This is a genomic window from Delftia sp. SD018 (assembly GCF_017355445.1).
GTDB lineage: Bacteria > Pseudomonadota > Gammaproteobacteria > Burkholderiales > Burkholderiaceae_C > Comamonas > Comamonas acidovorans.
Window position 1 is genome coordinate 20568 of the sequence record NZ_JADDRN010000031.1, and the last position, 22205, is coordinate 42772.

The 22205-nt window shown below is 67.0% G+C and carries 21 protein-coding genes; 9 read left to right on the forward strand and 12 right to left on the reverse strand.

The window, feature by feature from the left end:
- Positions 1 to 162 precede the first annotated feature (162 nt).
- Complete coding sequence (locus tag INR38_RS24150; protein ID WP_012204684.1) at positions 163 to 1068, reverse strand: HTH-type transcriptional regulator ArgP; 906 nt, start codon at positions 1066 to 1068, stop codon at positions 163 to 165.
- A gap of 70 nt (positions 1069 to 1138) precedes the next feature.
- Between INR38_RS24150 and INR38_RS24155 the strand changes: the two genes are divergently transcribed.
- Entirely contained in the window at positions 1139 to 1789 is a 651-nt protein-coding gene (locus tag INR38_RS24155) for a LysE/ArgO family amino acid transporter (protein ID WP_207444033.1), read from the forward strand.
- A 9-nt stretch (positions 1790 to 1798) separates the two neighbouring features.
- Here INR38_RS24155 and INR38_RS24160 read toward each other — a convergent pair whose 3' ends face one another.
- Together INR38_RS24160 and INR38_RS24165 are read right to left on the reverse strand one after the other, a co-directional pair.
- Positions 1799 to 2110: a hypothetical protein gene (locus tag INR38_RS24160; RefSeq protein ID WP_047473683.1), complete on the reverse strand. Its 312-nt coding sequence runs from the start codon at positions 2108 to 2110 to the stop codon at positions 1799 to 1801.
- 30 nt (positions 2111 to 2140) lie between these two features.
- The gene (locus INR38_RS24165; protein ID WP_013803176.1) at positions 2141 to 2638 is read right to left on the reverse strand and encodes an Lrp/AsnC family transcriptional regulator; all 498 of its coding nucleotides are present in this window, start codon (positions 2636 to 2638) and stop codon (positions 2141 to 2143) included.
- 108 nt (positions 2639 to 2746) lie between these two features.
- Between INR38_RS24165 and INR38_RS24170 the strand changes: the two genes are divergently transcribed.
- Positions 2747 to 3649 (forward strand): EamA family transporter, encoded by a 903-nt coding sequence (locus tag INR38_RS24170; protein ID WP_034391880.1) that lies wholly within the window; start codon positions 2747 to 2749, stop codon positions 3647 to 3649.
- 97 nt (positions 3650 to 3746) lie between these two features.
- On the opposite strand, the gene INR38_RS24175 is transcribed toward INR38_RS24170, so the two are convergent.
- Positions 3747 to 4532: a MetQ/NlpA family ABC transporter substrate-binding protein gene (locus INR38_RS24175; RefSeq protein WP_034391882.1), complete on the reverse strand. Its 786-nt coding sequence runs from the start codon at positions 4530 to 4532 to the stop codon at positions 3747 to 3749.
- Positions 4533 to 4728: 196 nt separating this feature from the next.
- On the opposite strand from INR38_RS24175, the gene INR38_RS24180 reads away from it, so the two are divergent.
- Entirely contained in the window at positions 4729 to 4947 is a 219-nt protein-coding gene (locus INR38_RS24180; protein WP_034391884.1) for a DUF3820 family protein, read from the forward strand.
- Positions 4948 to 4985: 38 nt separating this feature from the next.
- Here INR38_RS24180 and INR38_RS24185 read toward each other — a convergent pair whose 3' ends face one another.
- Positions 4986 to 6326, reverse strand: coding sequence for a PLP-dependent aminotransferase family protein (locus INR38_RS24185; RefSeq protein ID WP_207444031.1), 1341 nt, complete (start codon positions 6324 to 6326; stop codon positions 4986 to 4988).
- 102 nt (positions 6327 to 6428) lie between these two features.
- Between INR38_RS24185 and INR38_RS24190 the strand changes: the two genes are divergently transcribed.
- Positions 6429 to 6914 carry a PaaI family thioesterase gene (locus INR38_RS24190; protein WP_012204692.1) on the forward strand — a complete coding sequence of 162 codons (486 nt, stop codon included), beginning with the start codon at positions 6429 to 6431 and terminating at the stop codon, positions 6912 to 6914.
- A 63-nt stretch (positions 6915 to 6977) separates the two neighbouring features.
- Here INR38_RS24190 and INR38_RS24195 read toward each other — a convergent pair whose 3' ends face one another.
- From INR38_RS24195 to mfd, 4 genes are all read right to left on the reverse strand, one after another.
- Positions 6978 to 7556: an ABC transporter substrate-binding protein gene (locus INR38_RS24195; protein ID WP_207444029.1), complete on the reverse strand. Its 579-nt coding sequence runs from the start codon at positions 7554 to 7556 to the stop codon at positions 6978 to 6980.
- A gap of 307 nt (positions 7557 to 7863) precedes the next feature.
- Positions 7864 to 8577 carry a phosphoserine phosphatase SerB gene (gene serB / locus INR38_RS24200; RefSeq protein ID WP_207444027.1) on the reverse strand — a complete coding sequence of 238 codons (714 nt, stop codon included), beginning with the start codon at positions 8575 to 8577 and terminating at the stop codon, positions 7864 to 7866.
- Positions 8578 to 8656: 79 nt separating this feature from the next.
- Entirely contained in the window at positions 8657 to 9322 is a 666-nt protein-coding gene (locus tag INR38_RS24205) for a hypothetical protein (RefSeq protein WP_207444025.1), read from the reverse strand.
- Between the two features lie 17 nt (positions 9323 to 9339).
- Positions 9340 to 12834 carry a transcription-repair coupling factor gene (gene mfd, locus INR38_RS24210; RefSeq protein WP_207444023.1) on the reverse strand — a complete coding sequence of 1165 codons (3495 nt, stop codon included), beginning with the start codon at positions 12832 to 12834 and terminating at the stop codon, positions 9340 to 9342.
- 161 nt (positions 12835 to 12995) lie between these two features.
- Here mfd and ispD point away from each other — a divergent pair, with 161 nt between their 5' ends.
- Together ispD and ispF are read left to right on the forward strand one after the other, a co-directional pair.
- Complete coding sequence (gene ispD, locus INR38_RS24215; RefSeq protein ID WP_043819361.1) at positions 12996 to 13826, forward strand: 2-C-methyl-D-erythritol 4-phosphate cytidylyltransferase; 831 nt, start codon at positions 12996 to 12998, stop codon at positions 13824 to 13826.
- A 16-nt stretch (positions 13827 to 13842) separates the two neighbouring features.
- Entirely contained in the window at positions 13843 to 14322 is a 480-nt protein-coding gene (gene ispF, locus INR38_RS24220; RefSeq protein ID WP_013803157.1) for a 2-C-methyl-D-erythritol 2,4-cyclodiphosphate synthase, read from the forward strand.
- Positions 14323 to 14425: 103 nt separating this feature from the next.
- Here ispF and INR38_RS24225 read toward each other — a convergent pair whose 3' ends face one another.
- Positions 14426 to 15928 carry an ATP-binding protein gene (locus INR38_RS24225; RefSeq protein WP_012204699.1) on the reverse strand — a complete coding sequence of 501 codons (1503 nt, stop codon included), beginning with the start codon at positions 15926 to 15928 and terminating at the stop codon, positions 14426 to 14428.
- A 243-nt stretch (positions 15929 to 16171) separates the two neighbouring features.
- Entirely contained in the window at positions 16172 to 16909 is a 738-nt protein-coding gene (gene ompR, locus INR38_RS24230) for a two-component system response regulator OmpR (protein ID WP_017404718.1), read from the reverse strand.
- Between the two features lie 305 nt (positions 16910 to 17214).
- Between ompR and INR38_RS24235 the strand changes: the two genes are divergently transcribed.
- A complete protein-coding gene (locus INR38_RS24235; RefSeq protein ID WP_043819357.1) occupies positions 17215 to 17961 on the forward strand; it encodes an SIMPL domain-containing protein in 747 nt (248 codons plus the stop codon).
- Positions 17962 to 18033: 72 nt separating this feature from the next.
- Here INR38_RS24235 and INR38_RS24240 read toward each other — a convergent pair whose 3' ends face one another.
- Positions 18034 to 18828, reverse strand: a complete 795-nt coding sequence (locus INR38_RS24240) for a 3-hydroxybutyrate dehydrogenase (protein WP_012204702.1) — start codon at positions 18826 to 18828, stop codon at positions 18034 to 18036.
- Between the two features lie 69 nt (positions 18829 to 18897).
- On the opposite strand from INR38_RS24240, the gene INR38_RS24245 reads away from it, so the two are divergent.
- A complete protein-coding gene (locus INR38_RS24245; RefSeq protein ID WP_170962056.1) occupies positions 18898 to 19905 on the forward strand; it encodes an alpha/beta hydrolase in 1008 nt (335 codons plus the stop codon).
- On the forward strand, positions 19902 to 22151 hold the full coding sequence (locus INR38_RS24250; RefSeq protein WP_013803154.1) for a bifunctional (p)ppGpp synthetase/guanosine-3',5'-bis(diphosphate) 3'-pyrophosphohydrolase: 2250 nt from the start codon (positions 19902 to 19904) through the stop codon (positions 22149 to 22151). The genes INR38_RS24245 and INR38_RS24250 overlap by 4 nt, the downstream gene beginning before the upstream one ends.
- The last annotated feature ends 54 nt before the right edge of the window (positions 22152 to 22205 follow it).

The following is a 22205-nucleotide window of genomic DNA, read 5'->3' on the forward strand; positions in this document are numbered from 1 at the left end:
GCGGGATTATCTGCTGACGCCGGTATTTCAGCGGCTTCAATGAATGGAAGACCTGTTTGTTTCCGGTATTGCGATGATCCCGGATTGGCAAAAACGCATTGGCCGGGGAGGTGGATTCGACGGAGTGGGCGAGGGGGAAAGAGAGGGTCGTCGATGGCCCCCTCACTCCATCGGGTCAAGACAGGCGGCTGCCGCCTGGATCACGCAGTCGGTCAGCCGCTGCAGGCTGGCCTGCGCATTGCGCGCATGGGCCCAGTACATGGGAATGTCCAGGTCGTTGCCGGGCAGCAGCTCCACCAGGCTGCCTTCGGCCAGTTGCGCGCCGATCATCAGCGGCGGGTGCATGCCCCAGCCCATGCCCAGCTCGCAGGCCCGCGTATAGCCCTGGTTGGAGGGAAGAAAGTGGCGCGGGGTGTTGCGCCGCCCCTCCGCGCCCAGGCGCTGCAGCCACTGGTCCTGCAGGCTGTCCTTGCGGCCGTAGCTCATCATGGGCGTGCGCGCCATGGCCTCGGGCGTGATGCCGTCCTTCAGGTAGCGGCGGATGAAGTCGGGGCTGGCCGCCGCCACGTAGCGCATGCGGCCCAGCGGCCAGGTGTTGCAGCCGGGAATGGCCGAGGAAGTGGCCGTGACGGCGGCCAGCACCTCGCCCTCGCGGATGCGCTTGGCCGTGTGGTCCTGGTCGTCGATGCTGATGTCCAGCAGCTCGTTGCCGTCGCGCGTGAAGGCGGACATGGCGTCCATGAACCAGGTGGACAGCGAGTCGGCATTGACGGCCAGCTTGAGCGTGGGCAGTGCGGTCTGGCCCTCGGGGACCAGCTCCGGGTTCTTGCGGCGCAGATCGTTTTCGAGCAGGGCCACCTGCTCCAGGTGCAGGCACAGCCTGCGGCCCGCATCGGTGCCCGAGCAGGGCTGGCCGCGCAGTACCAGCACCTGGCCCACACGCTCCTCCAGCAGCTTGATGCGCTGGGAAACGGCCGAGGGCGTGACATGCAGCTTGCGCGCCGCGCGCTCGAAGCTGCCTTCGCGCACCACGGCCGCCAGGGCTTCGAGTCCGGCGTAGTCGAGCATTTAGATATTCTTCATTTGGTTGAGTAAATGTAATTTTACTTAACCATTTGCCGGCCAGACAATCCCGGCCATGTGGACTGCAAATGTTTCTTCTTCCTGGCTGGCGGGCTTCACGGTCTGCCTGTCTCTCATCGTCTCCATCGGCGCCCAGAACCTCTATGTGCTGCGCCAGGCCGTGCAAGGCCAGCATGTGCGCGCCTGCGTGGCCTGGTGCGTGGTGAGCGACGTGGTGCTCATCGGCCTGGGCGTGGCGGGCATGGCCCGGCTGCTGGGCGAAAACCCCGACCTGGCCCGCTACCTGACGCTGGGCGGCGCCCTGTTCCTGCTGGCCTATGGGCTGATCGCGCTGTGGCGCATGGCCATGGCGCCCGATGCGCAACTGGCGGCATCGGGCGGGCAACTGGCCCCGCGTGGCCTGCTGGGCGTGGTCTCCACGCTGGCCGTGATCACCCTGTTCAACCCCCATGTCTATCTGGACACGGTGCTGCTCATGGGCTCCATCGGCGCGCGCCAGGAAGGCGTGCTCAAGTGGGTCTATGTGGTGGGCGCCGCATCGGCCAGCCTGTCGTGGTTCGTGGCGCTGGCCTTTGCGGGCCGCCGCATGAAGCGCCTGTTCGAGAAGCCGCAGGCCTGGCGCGTTCTCGATGGCCTCACGGGCGTGATGATGCTGGCGCTGGCCTGGTGGGTGGCTGGCAGCGCGTTGGCACCGGCAGGCGGCTGACGGCGCAGATCAGTCTGCGGCCGGGGCTTGCTCGCCGGGCGCCCAGGTGCCCACGGCCTCGATGAGGTTCCAGCTGTTGCATTCGATGCAGTAGTGGCCCGTGGCGCCGGTCTTCTGGCTGGTCGCCTCGATGACGACCTTGTGGCCATGGCGCTGGGCCTCGGACAAGGGCTGGATCTTGTCGTAGTTGTATTGCTCGGCCAGGTCGCCCCGGAAGGAAATGGTGATGCGCTCGCGCTTGGGATAGTAGTCCCGCTCGTACTTGTCGAGGGTGCGTGTGGCGACGAGGCGGGCCATGCTGTCCGGTGAAGGTGCGCTCAAAGCAGTCTCCTGGTGTATGTCTAGGTTGTGTCAACTTGTTTCATTGTCGGGCTTGTGTTCTGCCATCGGCAACTGCAGCCCGGTCTTGATGCGTTCCAGAGCGATCGAGGTGGTGTAGCGCCGGATGTTGTCGTCTCCGGAGAACAGCCGCGCCGCCAGCGCCTGGTACTCCTGCATATCGGCAGCCGTGACGATCAATGAATAGTCGGCTTCCCCGGTCACGTAGTAGCACTGCTGCACGGCGGGCTCGCGCGCCACGCGCGCGCGAAAGGCCAGGGACAGGTCCGGGCGCTCGTTGGCCAGCTGCACGTTGATGAGCACGGTGAGCGGGCGCCCCGTGCGCACGGGATCGACCACCGCCACGTTGGCCGTGATCACGCCCAGCTCCTGCAGGCGCCGTATGCGCCGCTGCACGGCCGGTGCCGAAAGGTGGACCTGCTCGGCAATGAGGCGCTGCGGCGTGAGGTTGTCGCGCTGGAGCACGTCGAGGATGGCGCGGTCAAAAGTATCGAGTGCGATGGCGGGCATGGGGAAGGGGCGGAAAACGGATACGGGGCGGTCGGAAAGAGCGAATATTGCGCGAAGAGGCCCCAAAACGAGCCTTTTGCATCGCTGGCCTGCAATATCGTACGGGCCATGACAACAAACACCACATGGAACCGCGCCTGGCCCCTGCTGGCCGTGCTGGGCTCGGTCACGGCATTGGGCGTGGGCACTTCACTGGCCAAGCAGCTTTTTCCGGTGCTGGGCGCCCAGGGCACTTCGGCATTGCGCGTGGGCTTTGCCGCGCTGATCCTGGTGGCCATCTGGCGGCCCTGGCGCTGGACGCTGGCCCGCCCCCAGGCCTGGGCGCTGCTGCGTTTCGGCGTGGCGCTGGGCGCCATGAACCTGCTGTTCTACATGGCGCTGCGCACCATTCCCTTTGGCCTGGCCGTGGCCATCGAATTCTCCGGTCCGCTGGCCGTGGCCATCTACCACTCGCGCCGGCCGGTGGACTTTGTCTGGCTGGCGCTGGCCGTGGCGGGGCTGGCCCTGATTTTGCCGATAGGGGGTGCCGGCGCGGGCGGATTGGTGCTGGAGCCCGTGGGCATTGCCTGCGCCGTGGGCGCTGCCATCTGCTGGGCGCTGTACATCCTGCTGGGGCAGCGCCTGGGCAGCATTCCCAGCGGCCAGGCCGTGTCGCTGGGCCTGGTGTTCGCTGCCATGGTGGTGGTGCCCTTCGGCGTGGCCGAGGCGGGGGCCAAGCTGCTGCAGCCGTCCATCCTGGCCTTCGGCCTGGTGGTGGCGGCCATCTCCAGCGCCTTGCCCTATACGCTGGAGATGATGGCCCTGCGCCGCCTGCCACCGGCCACCTTCGGCATCGCCCTGGCCACGGAGCCTGCGATTGCCGCCCTCATGGGCATGCTGCTGCTGCATGAGCACCTGGTGGGGACCCAGTGGCTGGCCATCGCCTGCATCATGGGCGCGGCCATGGGCAGCGCCATCACGCGGCCCGCTGCGGCGGCCAAGGCGCCGGCCGAGGTGACGCCTGCGGGTTGAGTGGCGATACCAGGGAACGGGAATGAAAAAAGCGCTGCCGAGGCAGCGCTTTTTTTGCGGGGACAGGACGCAGCCGACCGGCTGCATTCCCTGCGCCTCAGAACGCAGGAACGACAGCGCCCTTGTACTTCTCGAGGATGAACTTCTTCACGTCGGGCGTGTGCAGCGCGTTCATCAGCTTGGCGATGTTGGGATCGTTGGCACGGTCCTGGCGCGAGACCACGATGTTGGTGTAGGGCGAATCGGAGCCTTCGATGAACAGCGCATCCTTGGTGGGATTGAGCTTGGCCTCGATGGCGTAGTTGGTGTTGATCAGGGCCAGGTCCACGTCAGCCAGCGCGCGCGGCAGCAGCGGGGCTTCGAGTTCCTTGAACTTGAGCTTCTTGGGGTTCTTGGCCACGTCCAGCGGCGTGGGCGTCAGGCTCTTGGGGTCCTTGAGCTCGATCAGGCCCTGCTTGGCCAGCAGGATCAGGGCGCGGCCGCCGTTGGAGGGGTCGTTGGGGATGGCGATGGTGGCGCCGTCCTTAAGATCCTTCACGTTCTTGATCTTCTGCGAGTAACCGCCGAAGGGCTCCACGTGGACCTTGCCATTGGGCACGGCCACCAGCGAGGTCTTGCGGTCCTTGTTGTAGCTGTCCAGGTAGGGCTGGTGCTGGAAGAAGTTCACGTCCAGCTGCTTGTCCTCGACGGCCGCATTGGGCTGCACGTAGTCGCTGAATTCCTTGATCTGCAGGTCGATGCCCTGGGCCTTGAGGGCCGGCTTCACATGGTTGAGGATTTCTGCATGGGGCACGGCGGTGGCGCCGACCTTGAGCACGTCGGCGGCCTGGGCCGTCAGGGCCAGCGTGGCAATCGCGATTGCGGAGAGGGCTTTCTTCAACATGACCGGAGGACTTTCTTCAACGGGTTGCAAAAACGCCGCAGGCCCGGTGGAGTGGTTCTGTATCGGGCGGTACGGCAGGCAGGCGCATAGTCTAGTGCGGCGCCAGCGGCCGCAATGAACAATTTTGCTATTTGGTTATAAGGCTGTGGCTTTTTATGCAGATTCTTGCGATGCCGCAGCGCGTACCATCGCCGTCATGGACTCCGAAATGCTGCAAAAGCTGGTGCTGGTGCACATGCCCTATGGCAAGTACAAGGGCCGGCTGATCGCCGACCTGCCCGGCAACTATCTGAACTGGTTCGCACGCGAAGGCTTCCCCAAGGGAGAACTGGGCCAGTTGCTGGCGCTGATGCAGGAACTGGACCACAACGGCCTGTCGCACCTACTGCAGCCGCTGCGCGCCGGGCCGCGCTGAAGCGCAAGGCCGCTGAACCGGGCCCTGGCCCGGCAGGCTCAGGGGGGAAAGCCTTCCACGGTATCCCGCAACTGAACGAGTACGGCCTCCAGTTGCGGCAGAGGTACCGAACCCAGTCCCAGGCGCAGCGCATGCGGGGCATGGGGTGTCGTTGCGTAGGCGTGGGCCTGCGATACGGCGATGCCGCACTGGGCCAGCGCCGTGGCCACCCGGTCCATTCGCAGCTCCCCAGGCAGGCGCAGCCAAAGGAAGAGCGAGCAGGGGTGGGCCAGCATCTGCATTCCTGCCAGCGCCTTGCGCGCAATCGCCTGCCGGCGCCGTGCCTCCTGCCGCATGCGTTGTTCCTGCTGCCGCACGGAGCCGCTGGCCATCCAGCGCGTGGCCATGGCCGTGACCAGGCCCGGCATGCTCCAGTGGCTGGCGCGCACCACGGCCTTGACGCGGCCAACCCATGCCTGGGGCACCACCATGAAGCCGAAGCGCAACCCGCTGGCCACGCTTTTCGAGAGGCTGGAGACGTGAATGCAGCGCTCTGGCGCCAGCGTTGCGAGGGCTGCGGGCGCCTTGCCTGCAAGAAAGGCATAGGCAGCATCCTCGATCAGCAGGCAATCGTGGCGCCTTGCGATCTCCACCAGGCGCTGGCGCTGCGCTAGCGGCATCACCCATCCCAGGGGGTTGTGCAGCGTGGGCATGGCATGGATGGCGCGTATGTGCCGGCGCGCGCACAGCCGCTCCAATGCATCGAGGTCGGGACCCTCGTCAAGGGCAGGGACCGGCTGGAGGTCTAGGTCCTGGAGCTCGGCCAGCATCCTGAAGCCCGGGTAGGTCAGCGCATCCACGGCCACCGCATCGCCGGGCCGCAGCAGCGCACGCACGGCAATGTCCAGTCCTTGCTGCGCGCCGTTGACCAGGAAGATGCGTTCCGGCTCGGCAGCCAGGCCGCGTTCGCGGGCAAGGAAGTCGGCCACGATGCGCCGCTCGTGCAGCCGGCCGCCGGGCGGCTGCTGGTGCATGAGCGCAGCCAGGTCGCCCGAAGCAGCCAGTTCGCGCAGCATGGAGCGCAACAGCCCGGCCTGCCCGGGCCAGGTGGGATGGTTGAAGGACAGGTCGGCCGTGTCCGAACTCAGGCGGGATTCGTCTCCGCCATCCCATTCGCGCTGCTGCGGCCGATCCCGCACAAAGGTGCCGCGCCCGGTTTCACCGATGACCAGGCCGAGGGAGGCCAGCCGCGCATACACCTTGCTGGCTGACGCCACGGCCATGCCATGGCGGGCCGCGAGGTCGCGGTGCGTGGGCATCAGCGTGCCGGGCGCGAGCCGGCCGGCGCGGATGTCGTCGGCCAGCCGTTCAGTCAGCAGAGCAACGCGAGAGGCAGCCATGGAGTGTAGCTAGGACAATTTTTTGATTGTTCCAGTCTAGGTCATCACACTGGCGAGACGGGCATTCCCGGGCCTTGCCCTCCCTCTCCAGACAGGAAATCCATGCATCTTCCCAGCACTTATCTCCCCGTGCTCGACTATCTGCAGCGGCAGATCGAAGGGCGGCTTGCCGCAGACGAGGCCACGCACATGCGCTATCCCACCGCGATCTCGCAGATGCTGGGGTTTCGCATAGTGGCCGTCGGCGAAGCCATGGCCGTCGTGGAGTTCGACGCCGATGCGCAGCGCCATGGCAACCAGCAGGGCACGGTCCATGGCGGAATGCTGTGCGAACTGGCCGATGCTGCCATAGGCACGGCGCATTCCACTTTGATGGAGCCAGGCCAGAGTTTCACCAGCATCGACCTGAAGGCGGCCTTCCTGCGCCCGGTCTGGCGCTCCAGGCTGTGCGCGCGGGCGTGGGCCGAGCACCGTGGACGCACGATCAGCCACTACCGCTGTGAAATCGAGCGTGATGATGGCAAGACCGTTGCGAGCATTGCCAGCGCCGTGATGACGCTGCGTGGAGAGCATGCGCAAGGCCGTTGAAGCAGCCGCTGGACAAAACAGAAAGGCCGCGACAGGCGCGGCCTTTTGCAAGGAGCAGGCGGTTTACTTGGCGGCAGCGCGGGCGGCTTCTGCCTTGGCCTTGGCTTCGTCGGCCTTGCGCTGCAGCTCGGCTGCCTCGGTTTCAGCGGCCTTGGCCTTGGCTTCGGCTTCCTTGGCGGCCGCATCCTTTTCAGGGGTCATGGCGCCAGCCAGCGCATTGCCGGCCATGGAGCCTGCCACGGCGCCCACGGCAGCGGCGCCCAGCGTGCCCATCATGCCGGAGCCACGTGCTGCGGGAGCGGCAGCCGCGCCAGGTGCAGCAGCAGCGGGGGCTGCCGCAGCGGGGGCGGCCCCAGCCGCAGGTGCCGCAGCGGGGGCTGCCCCAGCGGTCGGGGCTGCAGGCGCGGCCGGTGCGGCGGGGGTGGACGGAGTCGCCGCCTTGCTGGCGGTGGGCGCCGCAGGCGCTGCGGGCTGAGCGGGGGGCTTGCCGATCGACGCCGGGCGCACGGACTTGCCGCCGCTGCCCATGCGCTTGGCCTGGGCCAGCGTGGGCACGGACAGCGATGCAATGGCCAGGGCGATCACGGAGGCAGTGGCGCGGAACGAAGTCTTCACGGAGTTTTTTCCAATCATGGTGGTCATGTACACGGTCGGCGCAGGCGGGCCCGCGCCGGTCGGCGCGCCACAGGCTGCCCGTATGCGGGCAGGCCTGCGGCCTTGTGTGTCACATGGGGATGGGGGAGGAGATTCCAAGCACCGGCGCGCGGATGCGCCGGCGTGCAGCCTGCTGTTGTAGGTGGGCCACCCGGCGCTGGGGCGGTGGCCTATGGGGCTGCGTGAAGCATTGTAGAAAAGACTGGGGCTTGCCGGAAAAGCAAGCCCACAGAACATTCTCAGCTATTGATTGCGGAGCGGCGCAGCGGCCTGCGCCCGCCGCTGCCACCCGTTTTCAGCGCAGGACTTCCAGCAGGCGGTCCAGGCCGCCTTCGGTGATGGAGACCTTGGCTTCGTTGCGCACGCGCGGCTTGGCGTGGTAGGCCACGGACAGGCCTGCGACCTGCATCATGGGAATGTCGTTGCTGCCGTCGCCCACGGCGATGCACTGGTCGGGGCGAATGCCCAGCAGCGAGGCGACTTCCAGCAGGGTGCGGCGCTTTTCGGCGCCGTCGCAGATGTCGCCCCAGGGCTGCTCGATCAGGCCGCCGGTCAGCGCGCCGTCACGCATCTCCAGCACGTTGGCACGCACGAAGTCGATGCCCAGCATGCCGCGCACATGTTCGGCAAAGTAGGTGAAGCCGCCCGAGACCAGCAGCACCTTCAGGCCCGCAGACTGGACTGCGCGCACCAGGGTTTCGGCGCCCGGGGAGAGCTTCAGGCGCTCGGCCAGCACGCGGGCCATGTCGGCCTCGGTCACGCCGACGAGCTTGCCCACGCGCTGGCGCAGGCTGTCCTTGAAGTCGGTGATCTCGCCGCGCATGGTGGCTTCGGTGATGGCCGAGACCTCGGCCTTCTTGCCGGTGGCGTCGGCGATCTCGTCGATGCACTCGATGGTGATCAGCGTCGAGTCCATGTCGAACGCGATGAGCTTGTAGTCGGCCAGCTTCAGTGGCGGCTGGATGCCGCGGATCAGCAGTCCGGGCGCGAATTCGGTGACATCGGTCATGGGTGGGGCAGCAAAAAGGGGACGGGCCGCCGGGCTGGCGGGAAACAGGCGCAGATCATATCCAGTGGCGGGCCTGCCGTCAGGCTGCGGGCGGCTGGCGCAGGTAGATGGCGTCCGACCAGGTGGCCAGCCATTGGGGGCGAAACACCACGAAGATGGCGGTGACCATGCCGGTGACCACGGCATCGCCCCAGGCCATGAGCCAGCGCGCGATGCGTGACAGATCCTCGTTGACGCCGGGCAGGGCGTGGCCCGCCGCCTGGGCCAGCAGCGCGGCGATGAAGACGCACAGCACCGTGCCCGCAAAGCCGCGCGCGAGGATGTAGACAAAGATCTGGTGCGGCAGCCAGCGCCGCAGCGCCGCACCCCAGAGCATGGCCAGAGTGGCGGGCACGATGCCCTGCCAGACCGAGATGCCCAGCGCATCGCCCCAGCCCAGGGCCGGCGACAGCAGGGCGGCCAGCCCGCCCACGATGAGCAGCAGCGGCACGGCCAGAGGCCAGCCCAGCATGAGCACCACCAGCGGCGCAGATGACCACTGCAGCTGCAGCGGCATGCGGTGCAGCGTGGGCAGGGCCCAGATCCAGGGCAGCAGCACGAGCACCCCCAGCAGCGGCGTGACCAGGGGCGAGGCCATGCGGTCCTGCGGGCCGCCCGGACCCGGGCGGCCGGCCAGCATGCGCCAGGGGCGCAGCCACAGCGCGGTGGCCAGGGCCAGCAGGGCGATGCTCGCTTCGAGGAACATGGCTGGAACGACGCGTTCTATGCGGGCTGGGCCGCCTTCGCTTCCACCAGCGGCTGGCCCAGGCTGCGCAGCACGTCGCGCACCATCTGGGCGCGGTCCTTGGGGTTGTCCAGGGCACGCTCGATGCGCAGCTTCTCGTTGCCGGCCAGCTTGATGTGCTTGTTCTTCTGGATGAGGTGGATGATGGCCATCGGGTCCACGGGCGGCTGGGGCTTGAAGGTGATGTTGATGACGCCGGGCGCCGCATCCACCTTGACCACGCCGTAGGGCTGGGACAGCACGCGCAGGCGATGCACGTCGATCAGCGTCTGCGCCTGGGGCGGCAGCTTGCCGAAGCGGTCCACGATTTCTTCGAGCAGGGTGTCGATCTGGTCGCTGGTGCGGGCCGTGGCCAGTTTCTTGTAGAAGGACAGGCGCAAATGCACGTCGCCGCAGTAGTCGTTGGGCAGCAGGGCCGGCGCGTGCAGGTTGATGTCGGTGGAGGCCGACAGCGGGCTGAGCAGGTCGGGCTCCTTGCCGGCCTTGAGGCTGCGCACGGCCTCGGACAGCATCTCGTTGTAGAGCTGGAAGCCCACCTCCATCATGTTGCCGCTCTGGTTCTCGCCCAGCACCTCGCCGGCGCCGCGGATCTCCAGGTCGTGCATGGCCAGGTAGAAGCCCGAGCCCAGTTCCTCCATCTGCTGGATGGCCTCCAGCCGCTGCTGGGCCTGCTTGGTCAGGCTGTCCAGGTCGGGCACCATCAGGTAGGCATAGGCCTGGTGGTGGCTGCGGCCCACGCGGCCGCGCAGCTGGTGCAGCTGGGCCAGGCCGAACTTGTCGGCGCGGCTGATGAGGATGGTGTTGGAGCTGGGCACGTCGATGCCGGTCTCGATGATGGTCGAGCACAGCAATATGTTGTAGCGCTGGGCCACGAAGTCGCGCATCACGCGTTCGAGCTCGCGCTCGGGCATCTGGCCGTGGGCCACGGCAATGCGTGCCTCGGGCAGGATTTCCTCGAGCTTTTGCTTGCGGTTCTCGATGGTCTCGACCTCGTTGTGCAGGAAGTAGCACTGGCCGCCGCGCTTGAGCTCGCGCAGCACGGCCTCGCGGATCACGCCCGTGCCCTCGTTGCGCACAAAGGTCTTGATGGCCAGGCGCCGCTGGGGCGCGGTGGCGATGACGGACAGGTCGCGCAGGCCTTCCAGCGCCATGCCCATGGTGCGCGGGATGGGCGTGGCCGTCAGCGTGAGCACGTCCACCTCGGCGCGCATGGCCTTCATGGCTTCCTTGTGGCGCACGCCGAAGCGGTGCTCCTCGTCGATGATCAGCAGGCCCAGGTTCTTGAACTGCGTGGACTCCGACAGCAGCTTGTGCGTGCCCACGACGATGTCCACCGAGCCGTCGGCAATGCCCTTGACGGCCGCCGTGATCTCCTTGCCCGAGCGAAAGCGCGAGACTTCGGCCACCTTGATCGGCCACTTGGAGAAGCGGTCCACCAGGGTCTGGTAATGCTGCTCGGCCAGCAGCGTGGTGGGCGCGAGGAAGGCCACCTGCTTGCCGCCCGTGATGGCCACGAAGGCCGCGCGCAGCGCCACCTCGGTCTTGCCGAAGCCCACGTCGCCGCAGACCAGGCGGTCCATGGGCTGGGGGCTGATCATGTCCTGGATCACGGCGTGGATGGCAGCGCGCTGGTCCGCCGTTTCCTCGAAGCCGAAGTCGTTGGCGAATTGCTCGTAGTCCTGGGGCGAGTAGCGGAAGGCATGGCCCTGGCGTGCGGCGCGGCGCGCATAGATGTTCAGCAGCTCGGCTGCCGAGTCGCGCACCTGCTCGGCCGCCTTGCGCTTGGCCTTTTCCCACTGCGTGCCGCCGAGCTTGTGCAGCGGCGCGTCCTCCGGCGAGACGCCCGTGTAGCGGCTGATCAGCTGCAACTGGCTGACAGGCACGTAGAGCACGGCGTTGCCCGCGTACTCCAGGTGCAGGAACTCCTGCACGGCCGGCGTGCCGTCAGGGTTCTTCTGGCCCATGTCCATGTTGACCAGGCCCTGGTAGCGGCCGATGCCGTGGTCCGAATGCACCACGGGGTCGCCCACCTTGAGTTCGGACAGGTCCTTGATCAGCGCCTCCACATCGCTGACCTGCTCCTGGCGGCGGCGCCTGCGGCCCGTGGGGCTGGTGGCGAACAGCTCCGTCTCGGTGACGAAGTCCAGGCCTTCCTCCACCCAGGCAAAGCCGTTCATCAGGCCGGCCGTGGCAATGCCCACCTTCTCGCCCGCATCGCCCTGGAATTCGGCCAGCGAGTCGAAGACCGGCGGGTTCACGCCCGAGGCGCGGAAGAAGTCCAGCAGGCTTTCGCGCCGGCCATCGGACTCGGCCAGCAGCAGGATGCGGTGGGCGCTGCTGGCAATGTGCCTTTGCAGGCGCGCCAGCGGGTCTTCCGCGCCGCGCACCACGGACAGGTCCTCCAGCTTCTGGAAGATGGCGCTGTCGGCCACGTCCTCGGTGCCTGGGCGCAGCGCGAGCTGGGCGTGCTCCTTGGCGCGCGTGTAGAACTGGTCGGCGGACAGGAACAGCACCTCGGGCGCCAGGGCCGGGCGCTCGGGGTCGCCCTGCACCAGGCGGAAGCGCTCCTTGGTGTCCTGCCAAAAGCGCTGGAAGGCCGGCTCCAGGTCGCCATGCATCACCACGGTGGCATCGGCGCCCAGGTAGTCGAACACGGTGGCCGTTTCGTCGAAGAACAGCGGCAGGTAGTACTCGATGCCGGCCGTGGCAATGCCTTGGCCCATGTCCTTGTAGATGCGGCTGCGCGTGGGGTCGCCCTCCAGCAGCTCGCGCCAGCGGTGGCGGAACTTGGCGCGCGCGTCCTCGTCCATGGGGAACTCGCGGCCGGGCAGCAGGCGCACCTCGGGCACGGGGTAGAGGCTGCGCTGGGTGTCGGGGTCGAAGGTGCGGATGGAGTCGATCTCGTCGTCGAACAGATCCACGCGGTAGGGCTGCAGCGAGCCCATGGGAAACAGGTCGATCAGGCCGCCGCGCACCGCGTACTCGCCGTGGCTGACCACCTGGGAGACATGCTGGTAGCCGGCCAGCGTCAGCTGGGCCTTGAGTTTGGCCTCGTCCAGCTTCTGGCCGCTCTTGAACTCGAAGGTGTAGCCGGCCAGGAAGGAGGGCGGCGCCAGCCGGTACAGCGCCGTGGTGGCGGGCACCAGCACCACGTCGGCACCATGCTCCTTGTCGCGCTGGTTGATGCGCCACAGCGTGGCCAGGCGCTCGCTGATCAGGTCCTGGTGGGGAGAGAAGCTGTCGTAGGGCAGGGTCTCCCAGTCGGGGAACAGCGCGCAGCGCAGGCCCGGGGCGAAGAAGGCCATCTCGTCGATCAGCCGCTGGGCATCCGAGGCGTCGGCCGTGACGATGGCCGTCACCCGGCCTGCAGCCTTCTCGCGCTCGCCCAGGCGGGCCAGCAGCAGGGCGTCGGCGCTGCCCACAGGGCGGGGCAGGGTGAAGCGTTTTCCGGGAGTGAGCTTGGGCAGTTCCATGGTGCTTGGACGTGGGCGCCGCAGCGCCTGGGCGAAGTAACGACAAAACCCCTCGGCACGCGCAGAGGGGTATCGAACCATTTTAGCCAGCACGCATGGCGGCCATGCAGGCATGCCCGCATGTCCATGGTGGCGCATGGCCGTCACTACAATGCGCCACCATGACAGATCTGCTTGCGGCGGCTGCGCCCGCGTCCCTGGAGCCGGCCCGCCTGTGGGCCTTGATCCCCTGTGCGGGCACGGGCTCGCGCGCCATCGCACCCGATGCGCCTGCGCCTGAACTGCCCAAGCAATACCACCTGGTGGCCGGTGCGCCCATGGTGGCGCACACGCTGGCCGCCTTTGCGGGCACAGCGCGCGTGCACCACACCCTGGTAGTGATCGCGCCTGGCGATGATTTCTGGCGCCAGGGCCTGCCGGGCCCGTCGCCCACGCGCTACTCCACGGCGGCTTGCGGCGGCGCCACGCGGGCCGAATCCGTGACCAACGGCCTGAAGGAGCTGCTGGCGCGCGGAGCGAGTGCGCACGATTGGGTGCTGGTGCACGACGCCGCGCGCTGCCTGGTGACGCCCGAACTGATCGATGCCCTGATCGACGCCTGCGAGCACGATGCCGTGGGCGGCCTGCTGGCGCACAAGCTGCCCGACACGCTCAAGACGGCCGTGACCGGGCCTGGCGGCGTGCGCGTGGCGGGCACGGTGGACCGCAGCGACAAATGGCTGGCGCAGACGCCGCAGATGTTTCGCATCGCGCCGCTGCTCGACGCCCTGGAGCACGCGGGATCGGCCGTGACCGACGAGGCCAGCGCCATGGAGGCCGTGGGCCAGCGCCCGCGCCTGGTGCCCGGCGGCGCGCAGAACTTCAAGGTCACCTATCCCGACGACTTTGCGCTGGCTGCCGCCGTGCTGTCGCAGCGCGCGCATGGCGCGACGCTGGAACGCTACCGGGGCAAGCGCGACCAGCCGCAGGCGTCGGGCAATCCGTTTTTCTGAACCTGGAATGTTTCACATGAATTTTCGTATTGGCGAGGGCTGGGACGTGCATGCCCTGGTGCCCGGGCGCAAGCTGATCCTGGGCGGCATCGAGGTGCCGCATGAACTGGGCCTGCTGGGCCACTCCGATGCCGACGTGCTGCTGCACGCCATCACCGACGCGCTGCTGGGCGGCGCGGCGCTGGGCGACATCGGCCGGCATTTCCCCGACACCGACCCCGAATTCCGTGGCGCCGATTCGCTGGTGCTGCTGGTGGAAGCTGCGCGCCGCGTGCGCGCCACGGGCCTGGAGATTGGCAACATCGACAGCACCATCATTGCCCAGGCCCCCAAGCTGGCGCCGCACATTCCTGCCATGCGCGAGCGCATCGCCACGGCGCTGGGCCTGGCGCTGGACCAGGTCAACGTCAAGGCCAAGACGGCCGAGAAGCTCGGGCCCGTGGGCCAGCAACAGGCCATGGAGGCGCGCGCCGCCGCCTTGCTGTTCCGCGCCTGACCAGCGGGGTACCGTCCCCATGGCAAAAGGCCCCGGCGATCGGTCAACGATCGCCGGGGCCTTTGTATCTGCCGAACGTATCTGACGAACGCGCGCTGCGTACTCAGTCTTCTCCGTCCAGGGCGCCGTCCTGCGCACGCGGAGGCAACTGGCGCTTGATCTGCGGGCGCTGCAGACGCTGCTCGGGCTCGGCACCCTTGGCCACGCCCGAGGCACGCTGCAACTGCACATGGGCAACCAGCCCGCCCGTGGAGGAGTTGGACAGCGCAAACACGCCGCCCATGCGCTGCACCGTCTTGTCCACGATGGACAGGCCCAGGCCCGCGCCCGCTGCGGCCGTTCGCGCGGAGTCGCCGCGGAAGAAGGGCTGGGTCAGGCTGGCCAGCTGCTCGGGCGGCACGCCACGGCCATGGTCGCGGATGCGAATCACGACCCAGCTTTCGCGCTCCGATGCCGTCACGTCCACGTGGGTGGTTTCGGTCTCGGGCGTCTTGCCGTAGCGGCGTGCGTTCTCGAACAGGTTGGAGATCACGCGCGCCAGTTCCACCTCGTCGGCCAGCACATAGACGCCTTCGGGCACGGCCATGCTGATCTGCAGCTCGCGGTGGTCCTGCACCGCATAGACGCAGGAAGACACCACGGCATGCAGGTTGACCGGGTTGAGGGTCACATGGTCGGGGCGGGCGTAGTCCAGGAATTTGTCGATGGTGGCGTCAAGCTGCACGATGTCGGCCACCATGTGCTCGCGCGCCACGTCGTCCACCACGCTCATCTCGGTCTCCAGCCGCAGGCGGGCGAGCGGTGTGCGCAGGTCGTGGGAGATGCCGGCCAGCATCACCGCGCGGTCCTGCTCCAGCTGGGCCAGTTTCTGCGCCATGCGGTTGAAGCCGATATTGACCTCGCGTATCTCGCTGGTGACGGCTTCCTCGTCGAGCTGGCTGGCGTCGAAGTCGCCATCTCGCACGCGGTTGGCCGCATAGCTCAACTGTTTGAGTGGCCGGTTGATCAGGCGCGCGATGGCTGCCGCCCCCGCCAGGGACAGCAGGCCGGCCGTGATCAGCCAGATCAGCCAGGTGCGCCCGCTGGCCGGCGTGAAGCGCGAGCGGTCCATCAGCAGCCAGGTGCGGTCGCCATTGATGGTGAAGCCCACCCATAGCCCCGGTTCGCCATTGACGCTGCGCGCCACGATGGTGCCGTAGCCCAGGCGGCGTGTGAGCTCCTCGGTCAGGCGCTTGCCCAGCGTGCTCTGGTCCAGCAGCTCGAAGCTGTCGCCAGGCTCGCGCGGCAGAATGCGCACGCCTTCCTGGTCGGCCATGGTCTTGATCAGCGAGACACGGTTGATGGCATCCGAATGCACCAGGGCCGCGCGGCTGAGGTTGACCAGCGAGGCGATCTGCTGGGCGGTATGCAGCGTGCGCGGCTCAAACTCGAAGGCACGCAGCGTCTGCAGCCACGCCAGGATGCTGCCCACCAGCAGCAGGGCCAGCAGGCAGAAGGTACGCCAGAAAAGATTGAGTCCCAGCGGAGAGCGCGCAGTCATGCGCCGCTCGTAGTCGAGCGGCGCAGGGCTGGTGGCGTCGTGGGGCGGGACGGTGAAGGAACTCATGGAATGCGGTTCGTCATTCTAGGGGCCGGCTGCGAGATTACGCCTGTGCCGGCCAGCCTGCGTTACCGGTTGTCTCGGTCGACAGGGTGAGGTTTTGGCGCTGCGCATTGTCAACGGCACATAAAACGTTACGGCCCCAACCCAGGGACGCCGAGCAAGAGCCGCCTCGCGGCGAGGGCGTCGTCCCCCTCCCGCGGAGCGAGAGAGGGGGAAGGCGCGCAGCGCCTCAGGGGGTGATGCATTTCAGTTCGCGCCATCGGGTACGAACACGTAGCCCACACCCCAGACCGTCTGGATGTAGCGCGGAGCGGCGGCATCTTCCTCGATCAGCTTGCGCAGGCGCGAGACCTGCACGTCCAGGCTGCGGTCGAAGGGCTCGAACTCGCGGCCGCGCGCCAGCAGGGCCAGCTTCTCGCGCGACAGCGGCTGGCGCGGGTGGCGCACCAGGGCCTTGAGCATGGCGAATTCGCCCGTGGTCAGCGGCAGTTCCTCGCCGTTCTTTTGCAGCACGCGCGTGCCCAGGTCGAAGGTGAAGGGGCCGAAGCTCACGACCTCGTTGTCGCCGGAGGGCGCGCCCGGCGCTTCCTGCGGCGGGCGGCGGCGCAGCACGGCATGGATGCGGGCCAGCAGTTCGCGGGGGTTGAAGGGCTTGCCCAGGTAGTCGTCGGCGCCCACTTCCAGGCCCACGATGCGGTCCACATCCTCGCCCTTGGCGGTCAGCATGATGATGGGCGTGCGGTCATTGGCCGAGCGCAGGCGGCGGCAGATGGACAGGCCATCCTCGCCGGGCATCATCAGGTCAAGCACGATCAGGTCCACTGTTTCGCGCAGCAGGATGCGGTTCAGCGCCTTGCCATCTTCGGCAATCATGATCTCGAAGCCTTCCTGCGTCAGGTAGCGGCGCAGCAGGTCGCGGATGCGCGCATCGTCATCCACCACCAGGATCTTGTCGGTGCGGTTGGTCGTAGTGGCCATGTTCATCCTCGGTCGGTCATTTGTAACAGCCGCCATTGTTACCAGCTTGGGCTGAAAAGTCTGGTCAAAACCCCGAACTTTTGCCGTGTGTTACAGATGTTGCGTTTAAATTTAGAACGGAAAATGTGTCTTTAGAATATTTAACTATGGGTTCACCGCGTTGATGCATTTATCGTTGCAATAATGTTGTGAATGACGGGGCGAATAGGCCTGAACGGCTCCACACCTGTCACCATCTGGCGGCATGCCGTAGCGAAAGGGCGGCATGCAGTTGTATCCCTGAACTACCTTTCATTTCAAAGGGTGAACGCATGAGCAAGCTTTCCAAACAGCTGTCCCGCCCCTGGGTCAAGTCCGTGGTCGCGGCCACTGCGCTGGCCTGTGCCAGCGGTGCCTGGGCGCAGAACGCCGCCTCGGCGCAGGCACAGCCGGCCAATGTGGTGCAGTTGTCTGCAGAAGGCTCGGTGGATGTGGTGCAGGACCTGCTGACCGCCACCTTGTCGGCCACGCGCGAAGGGCGCGATGCGGCCACGGTCCAGTCCCAACTGCAAAAAGTGGTCGAGGCCGCCATGGCAGTGACCAAGCGCAGCGCCCAGTCGGGCCAGATGGATGTGAGCACCGGCAGCTTCGGCATCTATCCGCGCTATGGCAAGGACAACAAGGTGGAAGGCTGGCAGGGCCGCGCCGAGATTCTTCTGCAGGGCCGCGACTTCGCACGCATCACGCAGACGGCGGCCCAGGTGCAGGACATGACGCTGTCGCAAGTGGGCTTCGGCCTGTCGCGCGAGGCCCGTGAAAAGGTCGAGGGCGAGGCCCAGGCCAAGGCCATCGAACAGTTCAAGCAGCGTGCCACCACGCTGTCCAAGAGCTTCGGCTTTGCCAACTACAGCCTGCGCGAGGTCAACGTGAGCAGCAGCGATACCTCGGTGCCCATGCCGCGTCCGCGCATGATGGCCATGTCCGCCAAGGCCGCCGGCGCGGAAATGGATGCCGTGTCCGTGGAAGCGGGCAAGGCGCAGGTGATGGTCCACGTGTCGGGCTCGGTGCAGATGTACTGACCGGGTGACCCATCCATGAAAAAAGGAGCGCCGCGGCGCTCCTTTTTTGGCAGTGGTTCTATCTGGCCGCGATTACTGCGCAGCCCAGCCGCCATCCATGTTCCAGGCCACGCCGCGCACGTTGGCGGCAGCGGGCGAGCAGAAGAACACGGCCAGTTCGCCAAGCTCCTCGGGCGTGGTGAACTGCATCGAGGGTTCCTTTTCGCCCAGCAGCAGCTTCTTGGCTTCTTCGTTGCTGATGCCGTGCTGCTCGGCCTTGGCGTCCACCTGCTTTTGCACCAGCGGCGTCAGCACCCAACCGGGGCAGATGGCGTTGCAGGTGATGCCGGAGGTGGCGTTCTCCAGGGCCGTGACCTTGGTCAGCCCGACAATGCCGTGCTTGGCCGCCACATAGGCGGACTTCTGCGCCGAGCCCACGAGGCCGTGCACCGAAGCCACGTTGATGATGCGGCCCCAGCCCTTGCCGCCATCGGCCGCCTGCATCATGGGCAGGACCAGGCGCGAGGTGTGGAAGGCGCTGGACAGGTTGATGGCGATGATGGAATCCCAGCGCTCGGGCGGGAAGTCTTCCACGCGTGCCACGTGCTGGATGCCGGCATTGTTCACGAGGATGTCGATCTGGCCGAAGTTGCGCACGCTGTACTGGACCATGTCCTCGATGTCTGCCACGCGGCTCATGTCGGCACCGTGGTAGGCGACCTGGGCGCCGGCGGCCTGGCCTGCGGCCAGCACTTCGGCACGGGGGCCGTCCACATCGCCGAAACCATTGAGCACGATATTGGCGCCCTGGCGGGCCAGCGCCTTCGCGATCCCGAGGCCGATTCCGCTGGTCGAACCGGTCACGAGGGCGGTCTTGCCTTTCAACATAGAGAGTCTCCGAATGAATGTACGATGCAACACAGCCATTATCGGCGCCGGCTCCGCGAATGCGTTTCCATGAATCATCCTACGCTGAACTACGTATCCTGCCCGGCAGTTGCCGGGCGTGCCTCACCCTGGAGCCGTACTGCCAGCCCGGCTGCTCAAGAGAATGCGTCGCACCGCATGGCCTATTGGGAATGGAATCGCACCGGCGATCCGAACCATCCCCATGTCGTGGTCTGCGTGCACGGCCTGTCGCGCCAGGGGCGTGACTTCGACGTGCTGGCCGAGCGGCTCAGCGAACGCGCCCGCGTGATCTGCCCCGACGTGGTCGGGCGTGGCGAAAGCGACTGGCTGCAGGATCCGGCCGCCTACCAGGTGCCTCTTTACGCAGCCGACATGCTGGCCTTGCTGGCCCAGGTGCATGCGCAGGCGCCCGTCGAACAATTGGATTGGGTGGGCACCAGCATGGGCGGGCTGATCGGCATGGCGCTTGCAGGCCAGCCGGGGCTGCCGCTGCCGGCGCCCATCCGCAGGCTGGTGCTCAACGATGTGGGGCCTGTCATCGAGTGGTCTGCCCTGGAGCGCATAGGTCAGTACCTGGGCAAGGGCGTGCATTTTGAAAATCTTGAACAGGCAGCCCATGCGCTGCTCTTGATTTCCGAAGGCTTCGGCCCACATAGCGAAGGGCAATGGTTGCGATTGACGCGACCTATGATGCGGCCGGCCGCCGATGGCGGCCTTGTCTTGCACTATGACCCTCAGATTGCAGTGTCCCTGCAGCAGATGACGCCTGAGATGGCCCAGGCCGGCGAAGCGCTGCTGTGGCAGCTGTATGACCAGATCAAGGCACGCGTCTTGCTAGTTCGTGGTGCGCAGTCCGATCTGCTGACTGCGGCCACGGCGCAGGCCATGGCGCAGCGCGGCCCGAAGGCGCATTGCGTGGAATTTGAAGGGGTGGGGCATGCGCCCACCTTCGTCGCAGCAGGGCAGGTGGCCTTGCTGTGCCGGTTCTTATGGGGAGAAGAGCGCTTGCCAAGCACCATGAATCTTGCCGAGCAGGCCAGGGAGAGTGACGAATGAAGACCGCCAGCAGCGAGGCCGCCGTGCAGGCGCCTTCGCCCGCCGCAGCCGCGCCGGGCCAGGTGCCGGCGGTGCTGCCGCACCTGATCACGGCCACGTCGCAGACCCTGCCCGAACAGGTCAACGCGCTGGCCCGCGCGCGCAGCTTTGCCGAGCCGCTGATCGCCACCGAGACCATGGAGTCCGGCGAGAACACGATGGCCCATGCCGATGCGGTGGCCGCCATCCTCAAGACCATCGGTGGCTCCGAAACGATGCAGGCGGCGATCTATCTGGTGCATGCCAGCGTGCACCTGAATCGCCCGCAGGAAGTGATCGCCAAGGCCTTTGGCGAGAACTTCGCCACCCTGGCCGTGGAAACCAACAAGCTCATGCGCGTGCAGCAGCAGGCGCGCGGCGCCGAGCTGGGCGGCCAGTATCTGGACGATGAGGCCACGCAGACCGAGAACGTGCGCAAGATGCTGCTGGGCTTCTCGCGCGATCTGCGCGTCGTGCTGCTGCGGCTGGCCTCGCGCCTGCAGACGCTGCGCTACTACGCGGCCAGCAAGCGCCCGGTCTCTCCCGGCATTGCGCGCGAGGCGCTGACGGTGTTCGCGCCGCTGGCCAACCGGCTGGGCATCTGGCAGATCAAGTGGGAACTGGAAGATCTGTCCCTGCGCTTCCTGGAGCCCGAGACTTACCGTGAAGTGGCCCGCCTGCTCGACGAAAAGCGCGTGGAGCGCGAAGCCTACATGGAGCAGATGCGGGCACGGCTGGAGGCCGACCTGCGCGCGCACAGCATCAGCGCCACCGTGCAGGGCCGGCCCAAGCACATCTACAGCATCGTCAAGAAGATGCGCGGCAAGTCGCTGAACTTCGATCAGGTCTTCGACATCCGCGCCATGCGTGTCGTCGTGCCCACGATCAAGGACTGCTACGCCACCCTGTCCTGGGTGCATGAGCAGTTCACGCCCATCGAGGCGGAATTCGACGACTACATCGCCAAGCCCAAGCCCAACGGCTACCAGTCGCTGCACACCGTGGTGCGCGACGAGACGGGCCGTGCCATCGAGATCCAGATCCGCACCCAGGCCATGCACGACCATGCCGAGCACGGCGTGGCCGCCCACTGGGCCTACAAGGAGGCGGGCACCAAGGGATACGCGGGCGTCACGGCCAGCAGCGAGTACGACGCCAAGATCGCCGTGCTGCGCCAGCTGCTGGCCTGGGGCAGCGACCTGGCGGGTGCGCACCATCGCGGCCTGTTCGAGGACCGCATCTACGTGCTCACGCCCGACGCGGCCGTCATCGAGCTGCCGCAGGGTGCAACGCCGGTGGACTTCGCCTACTCGGTGCACACGAGCCTGGGTCACCGCTGCCGTGGCGCGCGCGTGGACGGCGCCATGGTGCCCCTGAACACGCCGCTGCAAAACGGCCAGACCGTGGAAATCACCACAGTCAAGGAAGGCCGCCCCTCGCGCGACTGGCTCAATGCCGACCTGGGCTATCTGACCAGCAACCGCGCCAAGGCCAAGGTGCGTGCTTGGTTCAATGCCCAGGCCACGCACGAGACCGTCGCGCGCGGCCGCGAGGCCGTCGAAAAGCTGCTGCAGCGCGAGGGCAAGACGGCCGTCAAGCTGGAGGAGCTGGCCGTTCAGCTCGGCTTCAAATCGGCCGATGCCTTGTTCGAAGTCGTCGGCAAGGATGAATACTCGCTGCGCAACATCGAGACCGTGCTGCGGCCCGCCGAGGTGGAGGAAGAACCCGAGGAATTCACCCTCGTGCGCAAGGCGCGCGGCACGGACTCGCCCAAGGGCGGCGTGCTGGTCGTTGGCGTGGACTCGCTGATGACCCAGCTGGCCAAGTGCTGCAAGCCTGCGCCGCCGGACGACATCCGGGGCTTCGTCACGCGCGGCAAGGGCGTGAGCGTGCACCGCTCCGACTGCTCCAACTTCCGCGAGATGGCTGCTCGCAATTCCGAGCGCGTGATCGACGTGGCCTGGGGTCAGCCCAAGGCGGCCACCGTGGCTTCGGCCGTCTACCCGGTCGATGTGTCCGTGGAGGCGGCGGACCGGCAGGGCCTGCTGCGCGATATCTCGGAAGTCTTTGCGCGCGAAAAGACCAATGTCATTGGCGTGCAGACCCAGTCCGTCAAGGGAACGGCCTGGATGACCTTCACCGTGGAGGTGGCCGATTCGGGTCGCCTGAGCAAGGTGCTGGGCATCGTGGCCGCCGTGGCGGGCGTGCGCTCGGCGCGGCGGCGTTGAGCATGTTCAGGCATTTTTGCCTGGACGCTGAAAAAGCCGTGCTAGAATCGCTTT